Here is a 16,719-nt window from a genome sequence, read left to right on the forward strand (position 1 = left end):
TCGACGCCTGTCGCCGAACTAGCCGAAAGGAATCCCCATGTTCGACTTCCGGAGCCCGGCCGGCCTCATGGTCATCGCCGCCCTGGTTGTCATCACGCTCGTGGTGGTCGGCGCAATCGCCGGCAACAGCCCTTCCTGATCCTGACGCCGAGCTTCCCGACCAGGAAGCCGCAGGCCCCGGCTCGATGAGCCGGGGCCGCGTACGTTCCAGGGTCGATCGTCCCGCTCAGCGGGTGAAGACCGCCACCGTCCGGGCAGGCACCGTGAAGGTGCCCGAGCCCGCATCGAACGTGGCCGTCTTCACGACCTCGTCCGATCCCTCGGCCTGGATCGGGTGCAGGCGGTAGCCGGCACCCTCGGCGTCCTTCACCGTCTGCTGCCGCGTCGTCGTGGTCGCGTTGAAGACGACCACGAGGTCACCGAGGCGCATGGTGATCACACCCGGCGTCTCGTCCTTCCCCGAGAGCGGGAACGCGAGCTTCTCCTGGACCTGACCGGTGGTGGACAGGTGGAAGGCCGGCTCGTCCGTACGGATCCTCAGCAGGTCCTGGTAGGCGGCCGAGGCACCATCGATCTCCGAGCAGCCCGGCGCCGAGGTCGAGGCCAGCAGCGGCTTGGCGAAAGGCCACTTGTCCTCGTTGTCAGCCGCCGGCGGCAGACCGCGACCGAAGCCGTTGCCGGCGTCGCAGTCCCAGTGGATGGCGTTGAACCAGTCGCCGGAGTCGTAGGAGTTGCGGTCCAACGACTTCGAGCGGAGCAGGTCGGTGCCGGCCTGGGACAGCGCCGGACCCTGGGAGAGCGCGGCCGTGGCCATGGCGAGCACCTGCATCCGCGAGCGGTCCGCGGTGCTGGTCGAGGCGGGCAGCTTGAAGGTGAGCGCGTCGTAGAGCGATTCGTTGTCGTGGGCGTCGGCGTAGGCGAGCGCGTCTCCAGGCGCCTCCGCGTAGCCGGCCGGCGAGCCGTTGTAGTCGACCTGCGAGCCCTTCACCCGGTTGCCCGCGGTGTCGGTGAACGAGTAGTCGGCGAGGTTGCCGGACAGCCCGACCTTGATCAGGTCCTGGTAGTGCAGCAGCCGCGCCCGTTGCTCCGCCTCGGTGCCGTTGGCGGCCGAGGAGTTGGGGTCGGTGTAGAGGCCGCTCGCGAAGCCCTGGACGCCCGGGTCGGCGTCGAACGGGCCGCCGCCGCGTACGGCATCTCTGGCGCGGTCACTGAAGGTGGCGATGCCGGTGCCGGCCATGTTCTTCTGGGTGGCCTGCACGAAGCGGGCGTCGTCGGCGATCTCGCCGAAGTTCCAGCCCTCGCCGTAGAGGATGATCTTCTTCCCGTCGACGCCGTCCTTCTCGAGCGTGAGGGTGTCCAGGGCCTTGCGGACGGCCAGGATGTTGGCCTTGGGGTGGTGCCCCATCAGGTCGAAGCGGAAGCCGTCGACCTTGTACTCCTTGGCCCAGGTCACGATCGAGTCGACGACCAGCTTGCCCATCATCGTGTTCTCGGGGGCGGTGTTGGAGCAGCAGGTGGAGTTGGCGACGGAGCCGTCGGCGAGGAGCCGCTGGTAGTAGCCGGGCACGATCTTGTCGAGCACGGAGGTCTTCGCCTGGCCGCTGCTGGTGGTGTGGTTGTAGACCACGTCCATCACGACCCGCAGCCCGTCCTCGTTGAGCGACTTCACCATCTGCCGGAACTCGACCGTCCGGTCGGTGCCGTCCGGATCGGTGGCGTAGGAGCCCTCCGGGACGGTGTAGTGGTAGGGGTCGTAGCCCCAGTTGTAGGCATCCTTCGCCGCTGCCGCGGCGACACACTCCTGCTGCTCGTCGCTGTCCGGCGCGTAGGACGCCAGGTCGCAGTCGGGCGTGGTCTGGTCGCTCCTCCTCTCCGGGATCGTGGCGATGTCGAAGGCCGGCAGCAGGTGGACGTACGACGTACCGGCCTCGGCCAGCTTGCGCAGGTGCCTGACCCCGTCGCTGTCCTCGTCGGCGAAGGCGAGGTAGCCACCCGGATGGTCGCTGGTCTCGTCCTCGACGGAGAAGTCGCGGATGTGGAGCTCCTGGATCTGGGCGTCCTTCATCGCCACGGCCTTCGGCTTCTTCAGGGTCGTCCAGCCCTTCGGCGCGAGCGACCTGTCGCCGAGGTCGACGACGAGGCTGCGCTCGGAGTCGGCGGTGAGCGCGACCGAGTAGGGGTCGGTGACGTTGTTCGTGACGAGCTTCTGCACGCTCGGCGCCCACACGGTCACGGCGTAGCGGTACTCCTTGCCGCGCCACGCCGTGGCGGAGCCGGTCGCCGACCAGACGCCGCTGGCGTCGTCACGGCGCATCGAGACCTTCTTCGTACCGAGCTCGAGCTTCACCTCCTGGGCGGTCGGCGCCCACACCGACAGGGTGACCCTGCCGTCCTTGAACACCGGTCCGAGCGACGCCTTCTCGGCCTTCGCGGCGTAGAGGTCGTCGAGGATCCCCTGCGTCTGCACGCCGGTGCCCGTGACCAGGGCGCCGTTTCCGATGCGCTGGGTGAGCAGCAGCTGGCCCCCGAGCGCTTCCCGGATCCGGTCACGATCGCGGGGATCCACGGTGAAGGCGGCGTAGTCCCGCAGGTGCGGGAACTCCGCCTTCTGCTCATCGGTCAGCGACGCGTTCTGCAGCCGCAGCCAGCGGCCCTCGCTGCTCAGCGCACCGTCCTCCACGGTGATGCCGCCGTCACGGTCGTAGACCAGCTGCGTGGACAGCGCCGAGCCGCTCGCCATCTCCTTGGGCAGCACCACGGTTGTCTCGTCGATCCACTGTGCGTGCGCCTTGGACAGGTCGAGCTCGGGTGCCGAGCCGACCGACGGCAGCAGGTAGCCGGTGTCGCCGGAGTTCAACCACACCTCGTGGCCGTACGTGGTCAGGTCGAGCGAGCGGTCGTTGGGAATGTCCTTCTCGTCGCCCTTGTGGACGATGTAGTTGAGCGAGGTGGCGCCGTCGACCAGCGGCACCTCGAAAGTGACGCCGTAGGCGTCCTCGCCGGTGGGCTGCAGCGGCTTGGACCATTCGGTCGGCTGAGCGGCACCGGTCCAGGTGTGCAGGCCCCAGCCGTCGTAGTTCCCGTCGGCGCGGTGCAGGTGGATGACCGCCTTGGACGTGTCGGGTACCGGGTAGACGCCGTCGGGCCTGGTGGTCTGCTGGCCGTCACCGCCGGCCTCGACCCAGACCTCGCCGGTCTCGGCGAGATCGATCGTCCGCTCGCCGCCGTCGGCGGCGCCGTCCTTCTCGACCGTGTACGTCACCGAGGACGCACCGTCGGGCAGCTTGATCCAGGCGAAGGCGCCGTAGGCGTCGCGGCCGACGAACTCGCCGCTCTGGTCCCCGGCCCGTAGGCTCCAGCCGGTGTAGTCGCCGTCGGCCCGCCGGTAGTGCACGACCGCGTAGTCGCGGTCGACGGCGCTCGGGTTCTCGGCCTCGCGTGCCTGTCCGGCCGTGGTCTCGGCCAGGTCGCTCGCGGTGCGCCCGTCGCGGTCGACCACCACCGCCTTGTAGCGCAGCGCTGTGCCGGCGGCGACGGTGTCGGGGACGTACTGGGTGATCTTGTACGGGGCGTGGTCGACCGAGCCGAGCGTGCGCCACGTGCCGTTGCCGACCTGGGCGGCGAAGACGACGCGGGCTCCGTCGGTCTCCCCCGGGTCCGCGGAGAGGGTGACCGTGCCGGTGGCGCCGGGGTCCGGCGCGGTCAGCGACAGGGTGGGCTTCGCGGTGGCCTTCGGGAGCTCCGCGTCGGCGCGCAGGACGACCGAGGAGAGCGCCGGGACGGTCACCTCGATCGCGCCGTCGGCCGCGGTCTCGGTGGCATCGCCGCCGTAGATCGTCGTGAAGGCGGCCGACTCCACGGACAGGGTGACGGTCTTCGCCTCGGCGGTGTTGTTGACCGCGACCACGTACTCGCGGTCCTCTCCGGTGCGCGAGAACGCGTAGACGGAGTCCCGGGCGTAGAGCTCGTGCTGGGTGCCGTCGGTCAGCGCCGGGTGGTCCTTGCGCAGTTTCGCCAGAGCGGCGATGGTCCGATAGAGCGGGTGGGTGGTGTCGTACGCGTCGTCGGCATGCGTGCGGTCGGTGCCGATCTGGTCATCGTCGAGATAGTCGGCGACCTTCGAGCCGAACAGCGTCTGGCGGGCGTCCTTGTCGCCGCCGGCGCCGGTGAATCCCTGCTCGTCGCCGTAGTAGACGACCGGGTTGCCGCGGGAGAGGAACATCAGCTCGTTGGCGAGCCGGGCGCGCTGGACGAGCTCGGCGTCGGTCGCGTCGGGGTGGTCGGCGGCGAGGAAGGTGCCGATCCGGCCCATGTCGTGGTTGCCGAGGAAGGTGACCTGCTCGTAGGCGTTGGCCTTGTCCGTGGCGTACTTGTAGTCGTCCGCGAAGACTCCGGCGAGCCGGTCAGCAGGAGCGCCCAACGAGGCGTAGGCACGGGCCGCGTCCTGGAACGGGAAGTCCAGGGTGGCGTCGAGGCGGCCGCGGGTGACGTACGGCGAGGTGATGTCGCTGTCGGCGGAGTAGACCTCGCCGAACATGAAGAAGTCCTTACGACCCTGCTTGGCGGCGTACGCGTCCAGGGCGGTCGCCCACTCGGTCCAGAAGTCCAGGTCGACGTGCTTGACGGTGTCGATGCGGAAGCCGTCGATGTCGAAGTCGCGGACCCACCGCTGGTAGATCTTCGTCATCCCCTCGACGACCTCGGGGCGCTCGGTCCACAGGTCGTCCAGGCCGCTGAAGTCGCCATAGGTGGTCGACTCGCCCTCCCAGGTGGAGTCGCCGCGATTGTGGTAAAGCGTCGGGTCGTTGAGCCAGGACGGCACCATCTCGCCGGTGTTGGCCGGGGTGTAGGGGAACGAGTCCTCATCGACCTTCGCGGCGTCCGAGTCCGGCTCGGCGTCGTCGAAGGGACGGCCCTCGGCATCCAGGTACGGGAAGGCGCCCTTGGGACGGTAGCCGTACTTCTTCTCGGCGTAGTCGACGGTGTCGGCGGTGTGGTTGGTGATGACGTCGAAGAAGACCTTCATGCCCTTGGCGTGGGCCGCGTCGATGAGCGTCTCGAGGTCCTCGTTGGTGCCGAAGTGGGGGTCGACCTGGGTGAAGTCGGTGATCCAGTAGCCGTGGTAGCCGGCCGAGGCGTTCGCGCCTTCTCCCTGGACCGGCTTGTTCTTGAAGATCGGCGCCATCCAGATGGCGGTGGTGCCGAGGCCCTTGATGTAGTCGAGCCGCTCGGTGAGGCCCTGGAGGTCACCGCCCTGATAGAAGCCCTTGTCGGTCGGATCGAACCCGGTCTCGGTACGGCTGCCGGTCAGTCCGCCCTTGTCGTTGCCGGTCTCGCCGTTGGCGAACCGGTCGGGCAGCACGAAGTAGAACTGCTCCTTGGTCGCTTCGTGACGGGCCGGCTCGGCAGCCAGCTTGGCGTCCGACGGCGGCTTCGGGGCGGCGGCGGTCGCCGGCGTCGACGTGGCCGTCTGCAGCACCGTGGCGAGCAGTGCGGTCGCGACCACGGTCGCTGCCAAGCGGGGCGCGCCGTGTGCGCCACTTCTTCGATTCACCTGTGAGGGCCTCTCTGGATTGTGCGGGGGCATGCGGTGGAGACCGGCCGCCCGGCGCCCATGGGGGTCGGCGCCGGACGGTCGGCAGGGCGGGGTCAGCTGCAGGTCGTCGCGCCGACGTGCAGCGCGAGGGCGGTGTTGGCCCCGAGGGTGGCGGTGAACTGGCCGGAGCCGTTCACGGTGACGCTCCTGTTGGCCTGTACGTCGCAGTAGGTGCCCGCTGCCAGCGACGTCTGGAAGGTGCGGGTCAGCGACGAGGACTCGTGGTTGATCGCGACGTACGCCTTGCTGCCACGCCCGAAGGCGATGGCGTCGGCGCCGTTGTCCCACCAGTTGGTGACGGCCTGGCCGCGAGCGGTGTTTCGGAAGGCGACCATCTTCTTGATCTCGGGCCAGGCGTGCTGGCACTTCCAGCCGTCCTGCCAGCAGGCGTTGACGGCGCCGCCGTTGGGCGGACCGGCGTCCTTGTCGCTCCACTCGTAGCCGGAGTGGATGTCGGGCGAGCCGTAGGGCCAGGCCAGCATGAAGACGTTGGCCAGGGTGTAGTTGGCGCCGTCCTTGTAGTTGAGCGTGTCGCCGCCGCGCTCGGTGTCGTGGTTGTCGACGAAGACGGCCGAGCTGCCCGAGGACATGTAGCCCCAGCCCTCCCCGTAGTTCTTCAGGTAGGCGAGGTTCTCGTTGTTGAAGACCCGCTTCAGATCGCGGGCGTAGCGGAACTCCTGGACGTCGCCGTTGCCCAGGTACTCGCTGGGCGAGACCGCCTCCCCCGCGCCGTAGATGGCCTCCTGCTTCCAGTAGACGTTGGGGTTGCTCAGCCGGGACTTGATGTTGGCCAGGTCGGAGGCGGCCATGTGCTTGGCGGCGTCGATCCGGAAGCCGTCGACGCCGAGCGAGAGCAGATCGTTCAGGTAGCCGGCGATCTTGCCGCGGACGTACTCCTCGCCGGTGTCGAGATCGGCGAGGCCGACCAGCTCGCACTCCTGGACGTTGGTGCGGTCCTGGTAGTTGCTGATCTGTGCGGTGCAGTTGTCCAGGTCGAAGGAGGAGTAGAGGCCGGGGTAGTCGTACTTGCTGTAGGACGAGCCGCCGGTGCCGGTGCCGGAGCCCGCGGACATGTGGTTGATGACGGCGTCGGCGACGACCTTCATGCCGGCGGCGTGGCAGGTGTCGATCATGTTCTTGAAGGCGGTGCGGTCACCCAGTCGGCTCGCGATCTTGTAGCTGACGGGCTGGTAGGACGTCCACCATTGCGAGCCTTGGATGTGCTCCTGCGGCGGGGACACCTGGACGTAGCCGTAGCCGGCCGGGCCCAGCGTGCTGGTGCATTCGCGGGCCACCGAGGCGAAGTTCCATTCGAACATCACCACGGTGACGTCCTTGTCTCCCGGTGGCGCGGCCTGCGCCGGGGCCGAGACCGGGATCGTGAGCGCGACAGCAGCTCCCGCCGAGAGGGCAAGTGCGGCAGCCATGGCCCTTTTCGTGAGGAATTGTCTGGCCATGGTTCCTCCTGCGTAGGGGATATGAATCTTGCTGCAAGATCTTGCAGCACGACCGTAGGGTGATCGCCGTCACACGTCAACCCGCTCGCCTCTCTCGCTGCAAGAGCTTGCGCAAAATTTCAGCGCAGTCGAAGACCGGCCAGCACCACCGAATCGTCAACTTGGCGTATCGACGGCGTCGCCAGCGACGGCCACGTCTGGGCCCTCGACACCTATCTCCAGCATGTCCAGGTGTGGAAGATCGGTCAGAAGCACTACTGCTTCCGCATCGAGTACGACGGCACCTGGACCAGCTTCGCGGGCGTAAGCCCTGGCGGCACCGGAACGATCAGCGCGGGCCTCACCGGCACCTTCCACGGCCTGCGCATCCTCCGGTTGACCGGCGAGTTCAATCCCCAGTACCCGCTCAGCGGCCACGTCGCAGACTTCGACTGGCAGTGCGACGCAACCGGCACCTGCACCGGGCCGCGGCCGTCGCCCGCCATGTACTTCTCGCCCATCACCAACGCCAACATCACGTGGAGCGAGTTCCACGCCACCAGTGCGGCCAACGGCACCTGGCACGATACGACGTACGGCTATTCCGGCGACATCACCGACTAGCTGGAGAGCACCAGCCCGCTCGTGGGTACGCCGGTGCCTGCGGTGACGAGCACATGGGCGGCGCCGGCGACCTGGTTCACCGAGGTGCCGCGCACCTGGCGTACGCCCTCGGCGATTCCGTTCATGCCGTGCAGGTAGGCCTCGCCGAGCTGGCCGCCGTGGGTGTTGACGGGCAGTCGTCCGCCGAGCTCGATGGCCCCGTCGCGTACGAAGTCCTTCGCCTCTCCCCTGCCGCAGAAGCCGAGCTCCTCGAGCTGCATGAGTACGTAGGGGGTGAAGTGGTCGTAGAGGACGGCGGTGTCGATGTCGGCCGGGGTGAGGCCGGACTGGCGCCAGAGGTCCTTGGCGGCGACGCCCATCTCGGGGATGCCGATCTCGTCGCGGTAGTAGGAGGTCATCACGTACTGGTCGGCGGCGCTGCCCTGGGCGGCCGCGGCGATGGTGACCGGCGGGTTCGGCAGGTCGCGGGCCCGCTCGAGGCTGGTGACGACGATCGCGACGGCGCCGTCGGACTCCTGGCAGCAGTCGAGCAGGTGGAGCGGGTCCGCGATCATCCGGGACGCCTGGTGGTCCTCGAGCGTGATCGGCTTCTGGTAGAAGAACGCGGCGGGGTTGGTCGCGGCGTGGCGCCGGTCGGCGACGGCCACGGCGCCGAAGTCTTCGCTGGTCACGCCGTAGTCGTGCATGTAGCGCCGCGCCTGCATGGCGACCGTCGCCGCAGGGGTCGAGAGGCCGAGCGGGTAGGTCCAGGCGTTGTCGATGCCGTTGGTGTTGACCTGCTGGGCGGCCCAGGGCTGCACCTGACCGAATCGCTGGCCCGAGCGCTCGTTGAAGCCGCGGTAGGCGACCACGACGTCGGCGACACCTGTCGCGACCGCCATCGCGGCCTGCTGGATCGTCGCGCAGGCCGCTCCGCCGCCGTAGTTGATCCGCGAGAAGAACCTCAGGTCCCCGAGCCCGAGCTCGCGGGCCAGCGCGATCTCGGAGCTGGTGTCCATGGTGAACGTGGTCAGCCCGTCGACGTCCGCGGGCGTGAGGCCGGCGTCCGCGAGCGCGGCTCTGGTCGCCTCGACGCTCAACTGGAGCTCGGAACGACCGGACTCCTTGGAGAAATCGGTCGCCCCGATGCCGACGATCGCGGCGCTGTTGCTGAGGGTGGTCATGCGCTCTCCAGAGGTCGCGATCGGGGTAGTCCGGTAGCGAACTGCCTATTACCGGCGAGTATTTGGGCAGTTCGCTCCCGGACTACCCCGCCGCCGGCCTTCATGCGGCGACCCTCACGGTCCCGGTCACATGGGCACCGAGGGAGACCGATCCGGTGACCTTGATGGTGGCGACGCCGTCCGCCACCTCGGTGACCTCACCGGAGAACGACAGCGTGTCGTAGGGGTAGGCCGGGGCGCCCAGCCGGATCGCGATGCCCTTGATCTGTACCTCGGTGCCTGCCCAGTCGGTGACGTAGCGCTCGCACAGCGCAGTCGAGGTCAGGATGTTCATGAAGATGTCCTTCGAGCCGGCCGCCTGGGCACGGTCGCGGTCGTGGTGCACGTCTTGAAAGTCACGGGTCGCGAGCGCGGTCGAGACGACCAGCGTCGGGGTGATCGGGAGCTCCCAGGCGGGCAGCTTCTCTCCGGTCCGCAACGTCACGGTCGCCTCCAGATCGGGAGCGTCAGCTCCTCGTCGATGATGTTCCAGTCCACGACCAGGCGTTCGCCGATCCGCAGGCTCTTGTCGCCCTCAGGTGGCACGCCGGTCACCTCCGCCACAAGGCGTACGCCCTCGGGCAGGTCCAGCAGGGCGACCACCAGCGGCAGCTCCTTGCCGGGCAGCTTCGGGGCGTGGACGACGGTGAACGAGTAGACCGTCCCCTCGCCGCTCGCGACGACGTAGCCACGGTCGTAGGCGTCGCACGCCAGGCATGCTGGGCCGGGCGGGTGCCGCAGGGCACCGCAGGCGTTGCAGCTCTGGATGCGGAGCTCCTGCTTGGCGGTGCCCTCGAAGAAGTACGCGTTGTCCCGGCCGATCACCGGCCGCACCGGGCCGCTCATGCCGTCGCCTTGGGGATGAACTTGAGGACGCGGAACAGCATCGTCGCCACGCGCTCCTCGCCGACGTACCAGGTGCTCTTCGAGGTGACGAAGTAGCCCACGCCCATCCCGGTCTGCTTCGGACCGACGACCGAGTCGAGCGCGGTGGTGACGCGAACCTGCTCACCGACGCGGAGGTAGCGGTCGTAGCTCTGCTCGGAGTTGGTGCCGAGGACGCCGTGGAAGCCGGCGTCGGTGAGCACGTTCATCATCGCGTGCAACGGATCACGGTCGGGATGCCGACCACCCTGCCCGTACATCGTCCACACCTGCGCCATCGACGGCGGCGCCTCGCCCTGGTGGAACCGCTCGGACTCCAGGCCCATCGCCTCGAGCCAGTTGTTGATCGTGGGCTGGTTGACAAGGTCGCGGGCGTCGCGCTCGGCCGCCTCGCCCCATGCCGTGATCTCCTCGGCGGCGGCCATGATCTTCTCGTGGACGGCCTCGTCCACCAGCGTCTGCTTCTCGGCGGTCATCGGGCCACCTCCGTAGCGCGAGCGCCATAATACGGACGCGGCCCGATGACAGATCCGACGGTCGCTCGCTGACGCTCGCTCATCGCGGCACCCTCGGCATCCCGAGCCCGAACATGGCGATCAGCTCGCGCTGGACCTCCTGGACGCCGCCGCCGAAGGTGAGCACGAGGTTCCGCTTCGCCTGGGCGTCGAGGTAGTCGAGCAGGCTCTTCGTGGCGGGATCACCGGGGTCGCCATGGCGATGGACGAGTGCGATCAGGTCGGCGAGCAGGTGCTGGACCTGGTCGGCGGCGAAGACCTTCGAAGAGGACGCGTCGGCGACCTCGATCTCGCCGCTCTCGGCCGCGCGCGCAACCTCCCAGTTGAGCAGCTCGTTGACCCGGAAGACGGCGGTGGTCTTCCCGATCAGCGCGCGCACCTCCGGGCGCTCGGTGATGCCCTGGGACAGTGCCCAGCGGAAGACGCGGTCGCGCAGACCCTCGATCCGGCCGGCCGGGCCGAGCATGACGCGCTCGTGGTTGAGCTGGGTCGTGATCAGCTTCCAACCCTTGTTCTCCTCCCCCACCAGCATGTCGGCGGGGACGCGGACGTCGTTGAAGTACGTCGCGTTGACGTGGTGGGAGCCGTCGGCGGTGATGATCGGGGTCCAGGAGAAGCCAGGGTCGGTGGTGTCGACGATGAGGATCGAGATGCCCTTGTGCTTGGGGGCGTCCGGGTCGGTACGCACGGCCAGCCAGATGTAGTCGGCGGCATGGCCCCCGGTGGTCCACAGCTTCTGGCCGTTGACGACGTAGTGGTCGCCGTCGAGCCTGGCCGTGGTGCGCAGGGAGGCCAGATCGGTGCCGGCCTCGGGCTCGGAGTAGCCGATCGCGAAGTGCACCTCACCGGCGAGGATCCGGTTGAGGAACATCTCCTTCTGCTTGTCGGTGCCGTAGCGGATCAGCGTAGGGCCGACCGTCTGCAGGGTGACCGCCGGCAGGTGCACGTCGGCGTACTGCGCCTCGTTGGCGAAGATCGTCTGCTCGACCTCGCCGAGGCCGTGGCCGCCGTACTCCTTGGGCCAGCCGACGCCCATCCAGCCGTCGTCGCCGAGCTGCTTGATGAGCTTCTGATAGGTCGGGCCGTGCCGGTCCCAGGAGCCCTCGGGGCCGGGGTCGCCAGGCTCGCCTTCGTGCGAGAGGCCGGCGAAGTAGGCCCTGACCTCGGCCTTCAGCGAGCGCTGCGCCTCGGTGAGCTCGAGGTTCTTGGCCTCGGCGGTCTCGACCGGGACGTCGGCTGCCGAGGTGTTCAGCTGGTGGGCGATGTCGGTGCCCCAGGTCGTGTACGCGAGCAGCGGGTAGGTCACATCGACACCCATGCCGCCGTGGAGATGGTGGCAGGTGCGGAAGGCGTACGGCGCGACCTGGCTGGCCCAGTAGGCGGCGACCTTCAGGTCGACCGCGGCCGCTCGCCCGTCCGCGATGGCGGCGATCGCGTTGTCGGCTGCGAGGTCGAGCGTGCGCGAGGTGACGTAGACATCGGCCAGCTGCAGCGCGACCGCCTGGAACTCGGCGAGGGCACGGCCGAACTGCTGCCGGTTCTTCACGTAGCCGGCGGTCAGGTCCCGGGCGCCGGAGAGCACGCCCGCGGCGCTCACCGCCAACCCAGCGGCCGCGAGACCGGTCAGAGCCTCGAAGGCCCCCGGGCCCAGCGGCTCTGCCGGCGCGTCCTCGAGCACGACGGTGTGCTGGGGCACCTCGCCGGACACGCTCGCGGCAGCCAGCGTGACGCCCGGACCGCTCGGGTCGACGAGCACCACGACCGGCTCCCCGGTGTCGGCGGCAGTCGCGGTGACTAAGAGGCGCGAGCTCTCGGCGGCGTACGTCACCCCGGTCTTGCGGCCGCTCACGGCGCCGTCACGGAAGGTCGCCACCGGGGTCTCGGGTCGTCCCGGCTCGAGCCACGCCGGGGTCAGCAGCGTCTCGCCGCTCGCCACCTTGGGCAGGATCGAGTCCTGCTGCTCGGGCGTCCCGTGGCCGGCGACCGTCAGCGCACCGACGGCGAGGGTCTCCCAGACCGGCACGCGGACCGCCTGGCGCCCCGCCTCCCGCAGCAGCACCGCGATCTCGCCGAGCCCGAAGCCTTCGCCGCCGAACACCTCTGGCACCGGCAGTGCGGTCAGCCCGGCGCTCGCCCAGGCCGACCAGTCGCTGCGGTCGGACTCCCGGGCGAGGACCTCGGCCACCACGCTGCGTACCGCATCGAGTGTCTCGTCTCCCATGCACCGAACTGTAACGTGTTCTAGTTTGCATGTCAGCAGTGTGCCCCGCGATGGCCCGCTAACCTCGGCTTCATGGCCCGACTCCCCCGTGCGCACACCCTCCGCCAGGCGGCGCTGGCCGGCCTCGCCGCCAACGCCTTGTGGCCACCCGTCGACCGGACCGGTCCCCGCGGCGCCATCGGGTCCTTCGCCGCCGGGTGGCTCGCCGGCGACCTGGCTCCGCAGCTGCTCGCGCTCGGCATCGCGGACACCGCCGTCTCGGCGGCCCGGCGCAAGGTCTCGCCGCTCGGGCTGGCACTCGCGGGCGCCGCCGCGGCGGGCTTCGCGCTCAACGTCCACCGCGCCGGCTCCGCACGCGGCCTCCTCGACCAGGCACTCACCGAGACCCTCGGAGCGCCCCCGGGCGAACGCACGCCGCTCGACCTCGCCCAGCTCGCCCGGCCGTTCCGCATGAAGAACCCGGCCGTGGAGGTGATCCGTGACATCGCGTACACCGACAGCGACAGCAGCCGCGCCCGGCTGGACATCTACCGCCCGGCCGGAATCGAGGTCAGCAGGGCGCCCGTGCTCTTCCACGTGCACGGCGGCGCCTGGACCTTGGGCTCCAAGGAGCAGCAGGGACAGCTGCTGATGAACCGGATGGCCGCCGCCAACGGCTGGGTCTGCGTGACGATCAACTACCGGCTCGCCCCCAAGCACCGCTGGCCAGCGCAGATCGTCGACGTGAAACGCGCCCTGGCGTGGGTGCACGACCACATCGCCGACTACGGCGGCGACCCCGACTATGTCGTCGCCACAGGCGGTTCGGCGGGCGGCCACCTGGCCGCGCTCGCCGCGCTGACGCCCGGCTTCGCACCGTTCCAGCCCGGTTTCGAGGGCGCGGACACACGCGTGGCGGCCTGCGTACCGTTCTACGGGGTCTACGACGTGGCCGGCGACGACGGTGACCGCTACACCGCTCGGGTGCGCGACGGGCTGTGGACCCACAAGGTCATGCCCGAGGGCGCCACCATCGAGGACTTCCGCCAGGCCTCACCGATCCACCACATCACCGAGGACGCCCCCGACTTCTTCGTGCTCCACGGGGCGCTCGACACTCTGGTCTCCAAGCGCCAGGCCCTCGCCTTCGTCGCTCGGCTGCGCGAGGTTTCCGAGGCCACGGTGACGTACGTCGAGATGCCGGGCGCCCAGCACGCCTTCGACGTCTTCGGCGGCATCCGGGCTCACCACGCTGTGGCGGCCGTCGAGCGCTGGCTGCTCTGGCATCGTGACCGGGCCGGTGCCCGACTCGGCTGACACCGGTTCAGCGCGGGAGCCCGAGCAGATGCTCTGCTGCCACGTTGCGGAGCACCTGGGTGGTGCCGCCGGCGATGGAGAGGCAGCGGGTGAGCTGGGACTGGTGCAGGTCCTCGCGGACCTGCGGGTCGTCGGTGAGCGCCAGCGGGCCGAGGAGGTCGACGACGAGCTCGGAGGCGTCCTGGCGGTTGCGTACGGTCAGGAGCTTGGCCACCGAGGACTCCGCGCCCGGTCCTCGCCCGGCGAGCGCCTTGAGCGTGGAGCGGACGCCGAGCAGCGCGCAGACCGTGGAGAGTGCGACCGCATGGCCGACCCTGGCGAGATCGGCCTCACCGCGACCGCCGGCGAGCACCACCGCGCGCTCGACACTGCCGCCGAGGTTGGTCGAGGCCATCGCGACCCGCTCGTTGGCCAGCGTCGTACGTGCCAGGCGCCAGCCGCCGTCGACCTCACCGACGACGAGCTCGTCGGGCACGAAGACAGCGTCGAGGAAGACCTCGTTGAAGAGAGCGTCACCGGTCAGCTCGCGCAGCGGACGGACGTCGATCCCCTCGCTGCGCATGTCCACCAGGAAGTAGGTGATGCCCTTGTGCTTGGGGACGTCGGAGTTCGTACGCGCCAGGCAGATCGCCCAGTCGGCGTCGGCCGCGAGCGAGGTCCACACCTTCTGGCCGGTGAGCCGCCAGCCGCCCTCGACCCGCTCGGCGCGGGTCGCCAGCGAGGCCAGGTCGGAGCCGGCGCCGGGCTCGCTGAAGAGCTGGCACCAGACGATCCGGCCGCGCAGCGAGGCGTCGACGAACTGCTCGCGCTGGGCGTCGGTGCCGTGCTTCAGGATGGTCGGCACGGCCCACCCGGCGATCTTGATGTCGGGGCGCGAGACCCCGGCCGCGGCGAGCTCCTCGTCGATGACGAGCTGCTCGACCGGACCGGCGCCGAGCCCGTACGGAGCGGGCCAGTGCGGCGCGAGAAGGGCCGCGTCGACGAGCGCGTCCCGGCGCTCCGCCTCGGGAAGCGCCGCGATCGCGGCCACGGCTTCTCGCACTCGGGGACGGATCGCGTCGTCCTTGCCGTCGAGGTCGACACGGACCGAACGGCGGATGCCGGCCACGGCGTGCTCCGCCAGCGCGACCGCATGGGCGTCGCCACCACCGAGGAGGCTCCGCAGGGCGACCGCGCGGCGCAGGTAGAGATGGGCGTCGTGCTCGAAGGTGAAGCCGATGCCGCCGAGGACCTGGATGCAGTCCTGGGCCGCCCGGACCGCACCGTCCAGCGCGGTGACGCCGGCCACCTCGGCCGCGAAGGCCCACTGGTCGACGTCGCCGCCCTCGGCCGACGCGGCCGCATCCCACGCGGCAGCGGCCACCGCCTCGGCGGTCTCCAGCATCTGGGCGCACAGGTGCTTGATCGCCTGGAACGACCCGATCGGCGCCCCGAACTGCTCGCGCACCTTCGCGTACTCCACGGCCGTCGTCAGGCACCACTGCGCGATCCCGGAGGCCTCCGCGGCAGCGAGCGTGAGAGCCGTACGCCGCACCGCTTCGGCACGCAGGCCCGCAACCTCGACGGCCTCGCGGGCATCGATGTCGACCCGCACCTCCGCGACCCGCCTGGTCAGATCGGGACCCGCTTGAGGGCGTACGTCCGCCTGCTCCGCCGCCACGAAGAACCAGCGCTCCTCGCCTTCGGCGCCGCGGGCACCGAGCAGCAGCCGGGCGGCTCCGCCACCGTCGTAGACGACAGGAACCGTTCCCCGGAGCCTGTCGCCGAGCTCGAGGTCCGGGCCGAGCGCGATCCCGCAGCCGCCGGCGGTGACGGCCGCGACCACGTCGCCGAGCCCGGCCGCTCCCGCGTGGAAGGCAGCGACCGTGCTGCCGAGCAGCGGCCCCGGCAGCAGCTCGTGAGCGCACGCCTCGAGCGCGACGGCCGCATCCAGGAGCGTCCCGCCACCGCCGTTCGGTTCGGGCGCAGCGATGCCGGCAACACCGTACTCCTCGACACCTCGCCACACCTCGTCGAAGTCCGCGGATGCGGCGCCCTCGGCGGCGCGGGCGATCGCGATGCCACCCAGCCCCTTGGCCCAGTCCCGCAGGCTCTCGCTGAGGGCTTGGTGTTCGTCGGTGATGCCGATCGGCACAGAGACCTCCTACTATTTCCGCCTGGTTCTGCGGCCTTCAGGAATAGAGACTGATGTAGAACGTGTTACAAGTCTAGACTCACGAAGGAACGTGTTTCACTCTCGGGCGCCGTTGCGGTTAGCCTGAGAGCCACAGATCGAGATCCGGTCATAGTCCTAGGGGGACCCACAGTGACGTCCGTCAGCACGGAGCCACGCGACACCGACGGCCCGAGGCCGGCCACCGCACCCACCGGCGGTTCCGCAGCCCAGCGAGAGCGCCGTCGGCGCATCCTCGACGCCACGATCACCCTGGCAGCCGAGGGCGGCTTCGACGCCGTGCAGATGCGCGCCGTCGCCGAGCAGGCCGAGGTCGCGCTCGGCACCCTCTACCGCTACTTCCCCTCGAAGATCCACCTGCTGGTCTCCGCGCTGGCGCGTGAGTTCACCAAGGACGTCGACCGCTCCGCCGTCCGCGCGACGCCGGGCGACACCGCCCACGAGCGGATCATGTACGTCCTCAACCGCCGCACCCGCGCCCTGCAGAAGCAGCCCAAGCTCACCGAGGCCCTGGTCCGCGCCTTCATGTTCGCCGATCAGTCGGTGACCGGCGAGATCCACGAGGTCGGCACCAGCCTGACCACCGTCATCGCTCGCGCCATGCACGGCACCCCCGACCACGGCGAGGTCACCGAGGAGGAGGCCGCCATCATCCGGATCATCTCCGACGTATGGCTCTCCGCGCTCATCTCCTGGGTCACCGGCCGCATGGACGAGAAGGACGTCGAGAAGTCGATCGACGTAGCCGTACGCCTGCTGCTGCGCTGAGGA

At 69.7% G+C, this 16,719-nt stretch carries 11 protein-coding genes; 3 read left to right on the forward strand and 8 right to left on the reverse strand.

Going from position 1 to position 16,719, the window contains the following annotated elements; translation table 11 throughout:
* Window positions 1-226: 226 nt before the first annotated feature.
* Together pulA and ABTX24_RS09785 are read right to left on the reverse strand one after the other, a co-directional pair.
* The gene (pulA, locus tag ABTX24_RS09780) at window positions 227-5,518 is read right to left on the reverse strand and encodes a pullulanase-type alpha-1,6-glucosidase (protein WP_350839206.1); all 5,292 of its coding nucleotides are present in this window, start codon (window positions 5,516-5,518) and stop codon (window positions 227-229) included.
* Between the two features lie 131 nt (window positions 5,519-5,649).
* On the reverse strand, window positions 5,650-7,023 hold the full coding sequence (locus ABTX24_RS09785) for an alpha-amylase (RefSeq protein ID WP_350839208.1): 1,374 nt from the start codon (window positions 7,021-7,023) through the stop codon (window positions 5,650-5,652).
* Between the two features lie 261 nt (window positions 7,024-7,284).
* Between ABTX24_RS09785 and ABTX24_RS09790 the strand changes: the two genes are divergently transcribed.
* Window positions 7,285-7,656 (forward strand): hypothetical protein, encoded by a 372-nt coding sequence (locus ABTX24_RS09790; protein WP_160023246.1) that lies wholly within the window; start codon window positions 7,285-7,287, stop codon window positions 7,654-7,656.
* Here the strand turns inward: ABTX24_RS09790 and ABTX24_RS09795 are convergent.
* The 5 genes from ABTX24_RS09795 to ABTX24_RS09815 all read right to left on the reverse strand — a co-directional run bounded on the left by ABTX24_RS09795 (window position 7,653) and on the right by ABTX24_RS09815 (window position 12,479).
* Complete coding sequence (locus ABTX24_RS09795) at window positions 7,653-8,819, reverse strand: lipid-transfer protein (protein WP_350839210.1); 1,167 nt, start codon at window positions 8,817-8,819, stop codon at window positions 7,653-7,655. The genes ABTX24_RS09790 and ABTX24_RS09795 overlap by 4 nt on opposite strands.
* Before the next feature lie 100 nt (window positions 8,820-8,919).
* Window positions 8,920-9,303 carry a MaoC family dehydratase gene (locus tag ABTX24_RS09800; protein WP_350839211.1) on the reverse strand — a complete coding sequence of 128 codons (384 nt, stop codon included), beginning with the start codon at window positions 9,301-9,303 and terminating at the stop codon, window positions 8,920-8,922.
* Entirely contained in the window at window positions 9,300-9,704 is a 405-nt protein-coding gene (locus tag ABTX24_RS09805; protein WP_350839212.1) for a Zn-ribbon domain-containing OB-fold protein, read from the reverse strand. The genes ABTX24_RS09800 and ABTX24_RS09805 overlap by 4 nt, the downstream gene beginning before the upstream one ends.
* Window positions 9,701-10,219, reverse strand: coding sequence for an FAS1-like dehydratase domain-containing protein (locus ABTX24_RS09810; protein WP_350839214.1), 519 nt, complete (start codon window positions 10,217-10,219; stop codon window positions 9,701-9,703). The genes ABTX24_RS09805 and ABTX24_RS09810 overlap by 4 nt, the downstream gene beginning before the upstream one ends.
* Before the next feature lie 79 nt (window positions 10,220-10,298).
* A complete protein-coding gene (locus ABTX24_RS09815) occupies window positions 10,299-12,479 on the reverse strand; it encodes an acyl-CoA dehydrogenase family protein (protein ID WP_350839216.1) in 2,181 nt (726 codons plus the stop codon).
* A 72-nt stretch (window positions 12,480-12,551) separates the two neighbouring features.
* Between ABTX24_RS09815 and ABTX24_RS09820 the strand changes: the two genes are divergently transcribed.
* Complete coding sequence (locus ABTX24_RS09820; protein WP_350839218.1) at window positions 12,552-13,775, forward strand: alpha/beta hydrolase; 1,224 nt, start codon at window positions 12,552-12,554, stop codon at window positions 13,773-13,775.
* Between the two features lie 7 nt (window positions 13,776-13,782).
* On the opposite strand, the gene ABTX24_RS09825 is transcribed toward ABTX24_RS09820, so the two are convergent.
* Window positions 13,783-15,909 carry an acyl-CoA dehydrogenase family protein gene (locus ABTX24_RS09825; RefSeq protein WP_350839220.1) on the reverse strand — a complete coding sequence of 709 codons (2,127 nt, stop codon included), beginning with the start codon at window positions 15,907-15,909 and terminating at the stop codon, window positions 13,783-13,785.
* 171 nt (window positions 15,910-16,080) lie between these two features.
* Here ABTX24_RS09825 and ABTX24_RS09830 point away from each other — a divergent pair, with 171 nt between their 5' ends.
* Complete coding sequence (locus tag ABTX24_RS09830; protein ID WP_160023234.1) at window positions 16,081-16,716, forward strand: TetR family transcriptional regulator; 636 nt, start codon at window positions 16,081-16,083, stop codon at window positions 16,714-16,716.
* Window positions 16,717-16,719: the final 3 nt, after the last annotated feature.

Source organism: Nocardioides sp. NPDC127514 (genome assembly GCF_040302125.1).
In the GTDB taxonomy this organism is placed as follows: domain Bacteria; phylum Actinomycetota; class Actinomycetes; order Propionibacteriales; family Nocardioidaceae; genus Nocardioides.

What these genes read in the sequence shown, in the direction of transcription:
- ABTX24_RS09785 (WP_350839208.1), bottom strand. Translation starts at nt 7,023, where the DNA reads ATGGCTGCCGCACTTGCCCTCTCGGCGGGAGCTGCTGTCGCGCTCACG.
- ABTX24_RS09795 (WP_350839210.1), bottom strand. Translation starts at nt 8,819, where the DNA reads ATGACCACCCTCAGCAACAGCGCCGCGATCGTCGGCATCGGGGCGACC.
- ABTX24_RS09805 (WP_350839212.1), bottom strand. Translation starts at nt 9,704, where the DNA reads ATGAGCGGCCCGGTGCGGCCGGTGATCGGCCGGGACAACGCGTACTTC.
- ABTX24_RS09810 (WP_350839214.1), bottom strand. Translation starts at nt 10,219, where the DNA reads ATGACCGCCGAGAAGCAGACGCTGGTGGACGAGGCCGTCCACGAGAAG.
- ABTX24_RS09815 (WP_350839216.1), bottom strand. Translation starts at nt 12,479, where the DNA reads ATGGGAGACGAGACACTCGATGCGGTACGCAGCGTGGTGGCCGAGGTC.
- ABTX24_RS09820 (WP_350839218.1), top strand. Translation starts at nt 12,552, where the DNA reads ATGGCCCGACTCCCCCGTGCGCACACCCTCCGCCAGGCGGCGCTGGCC.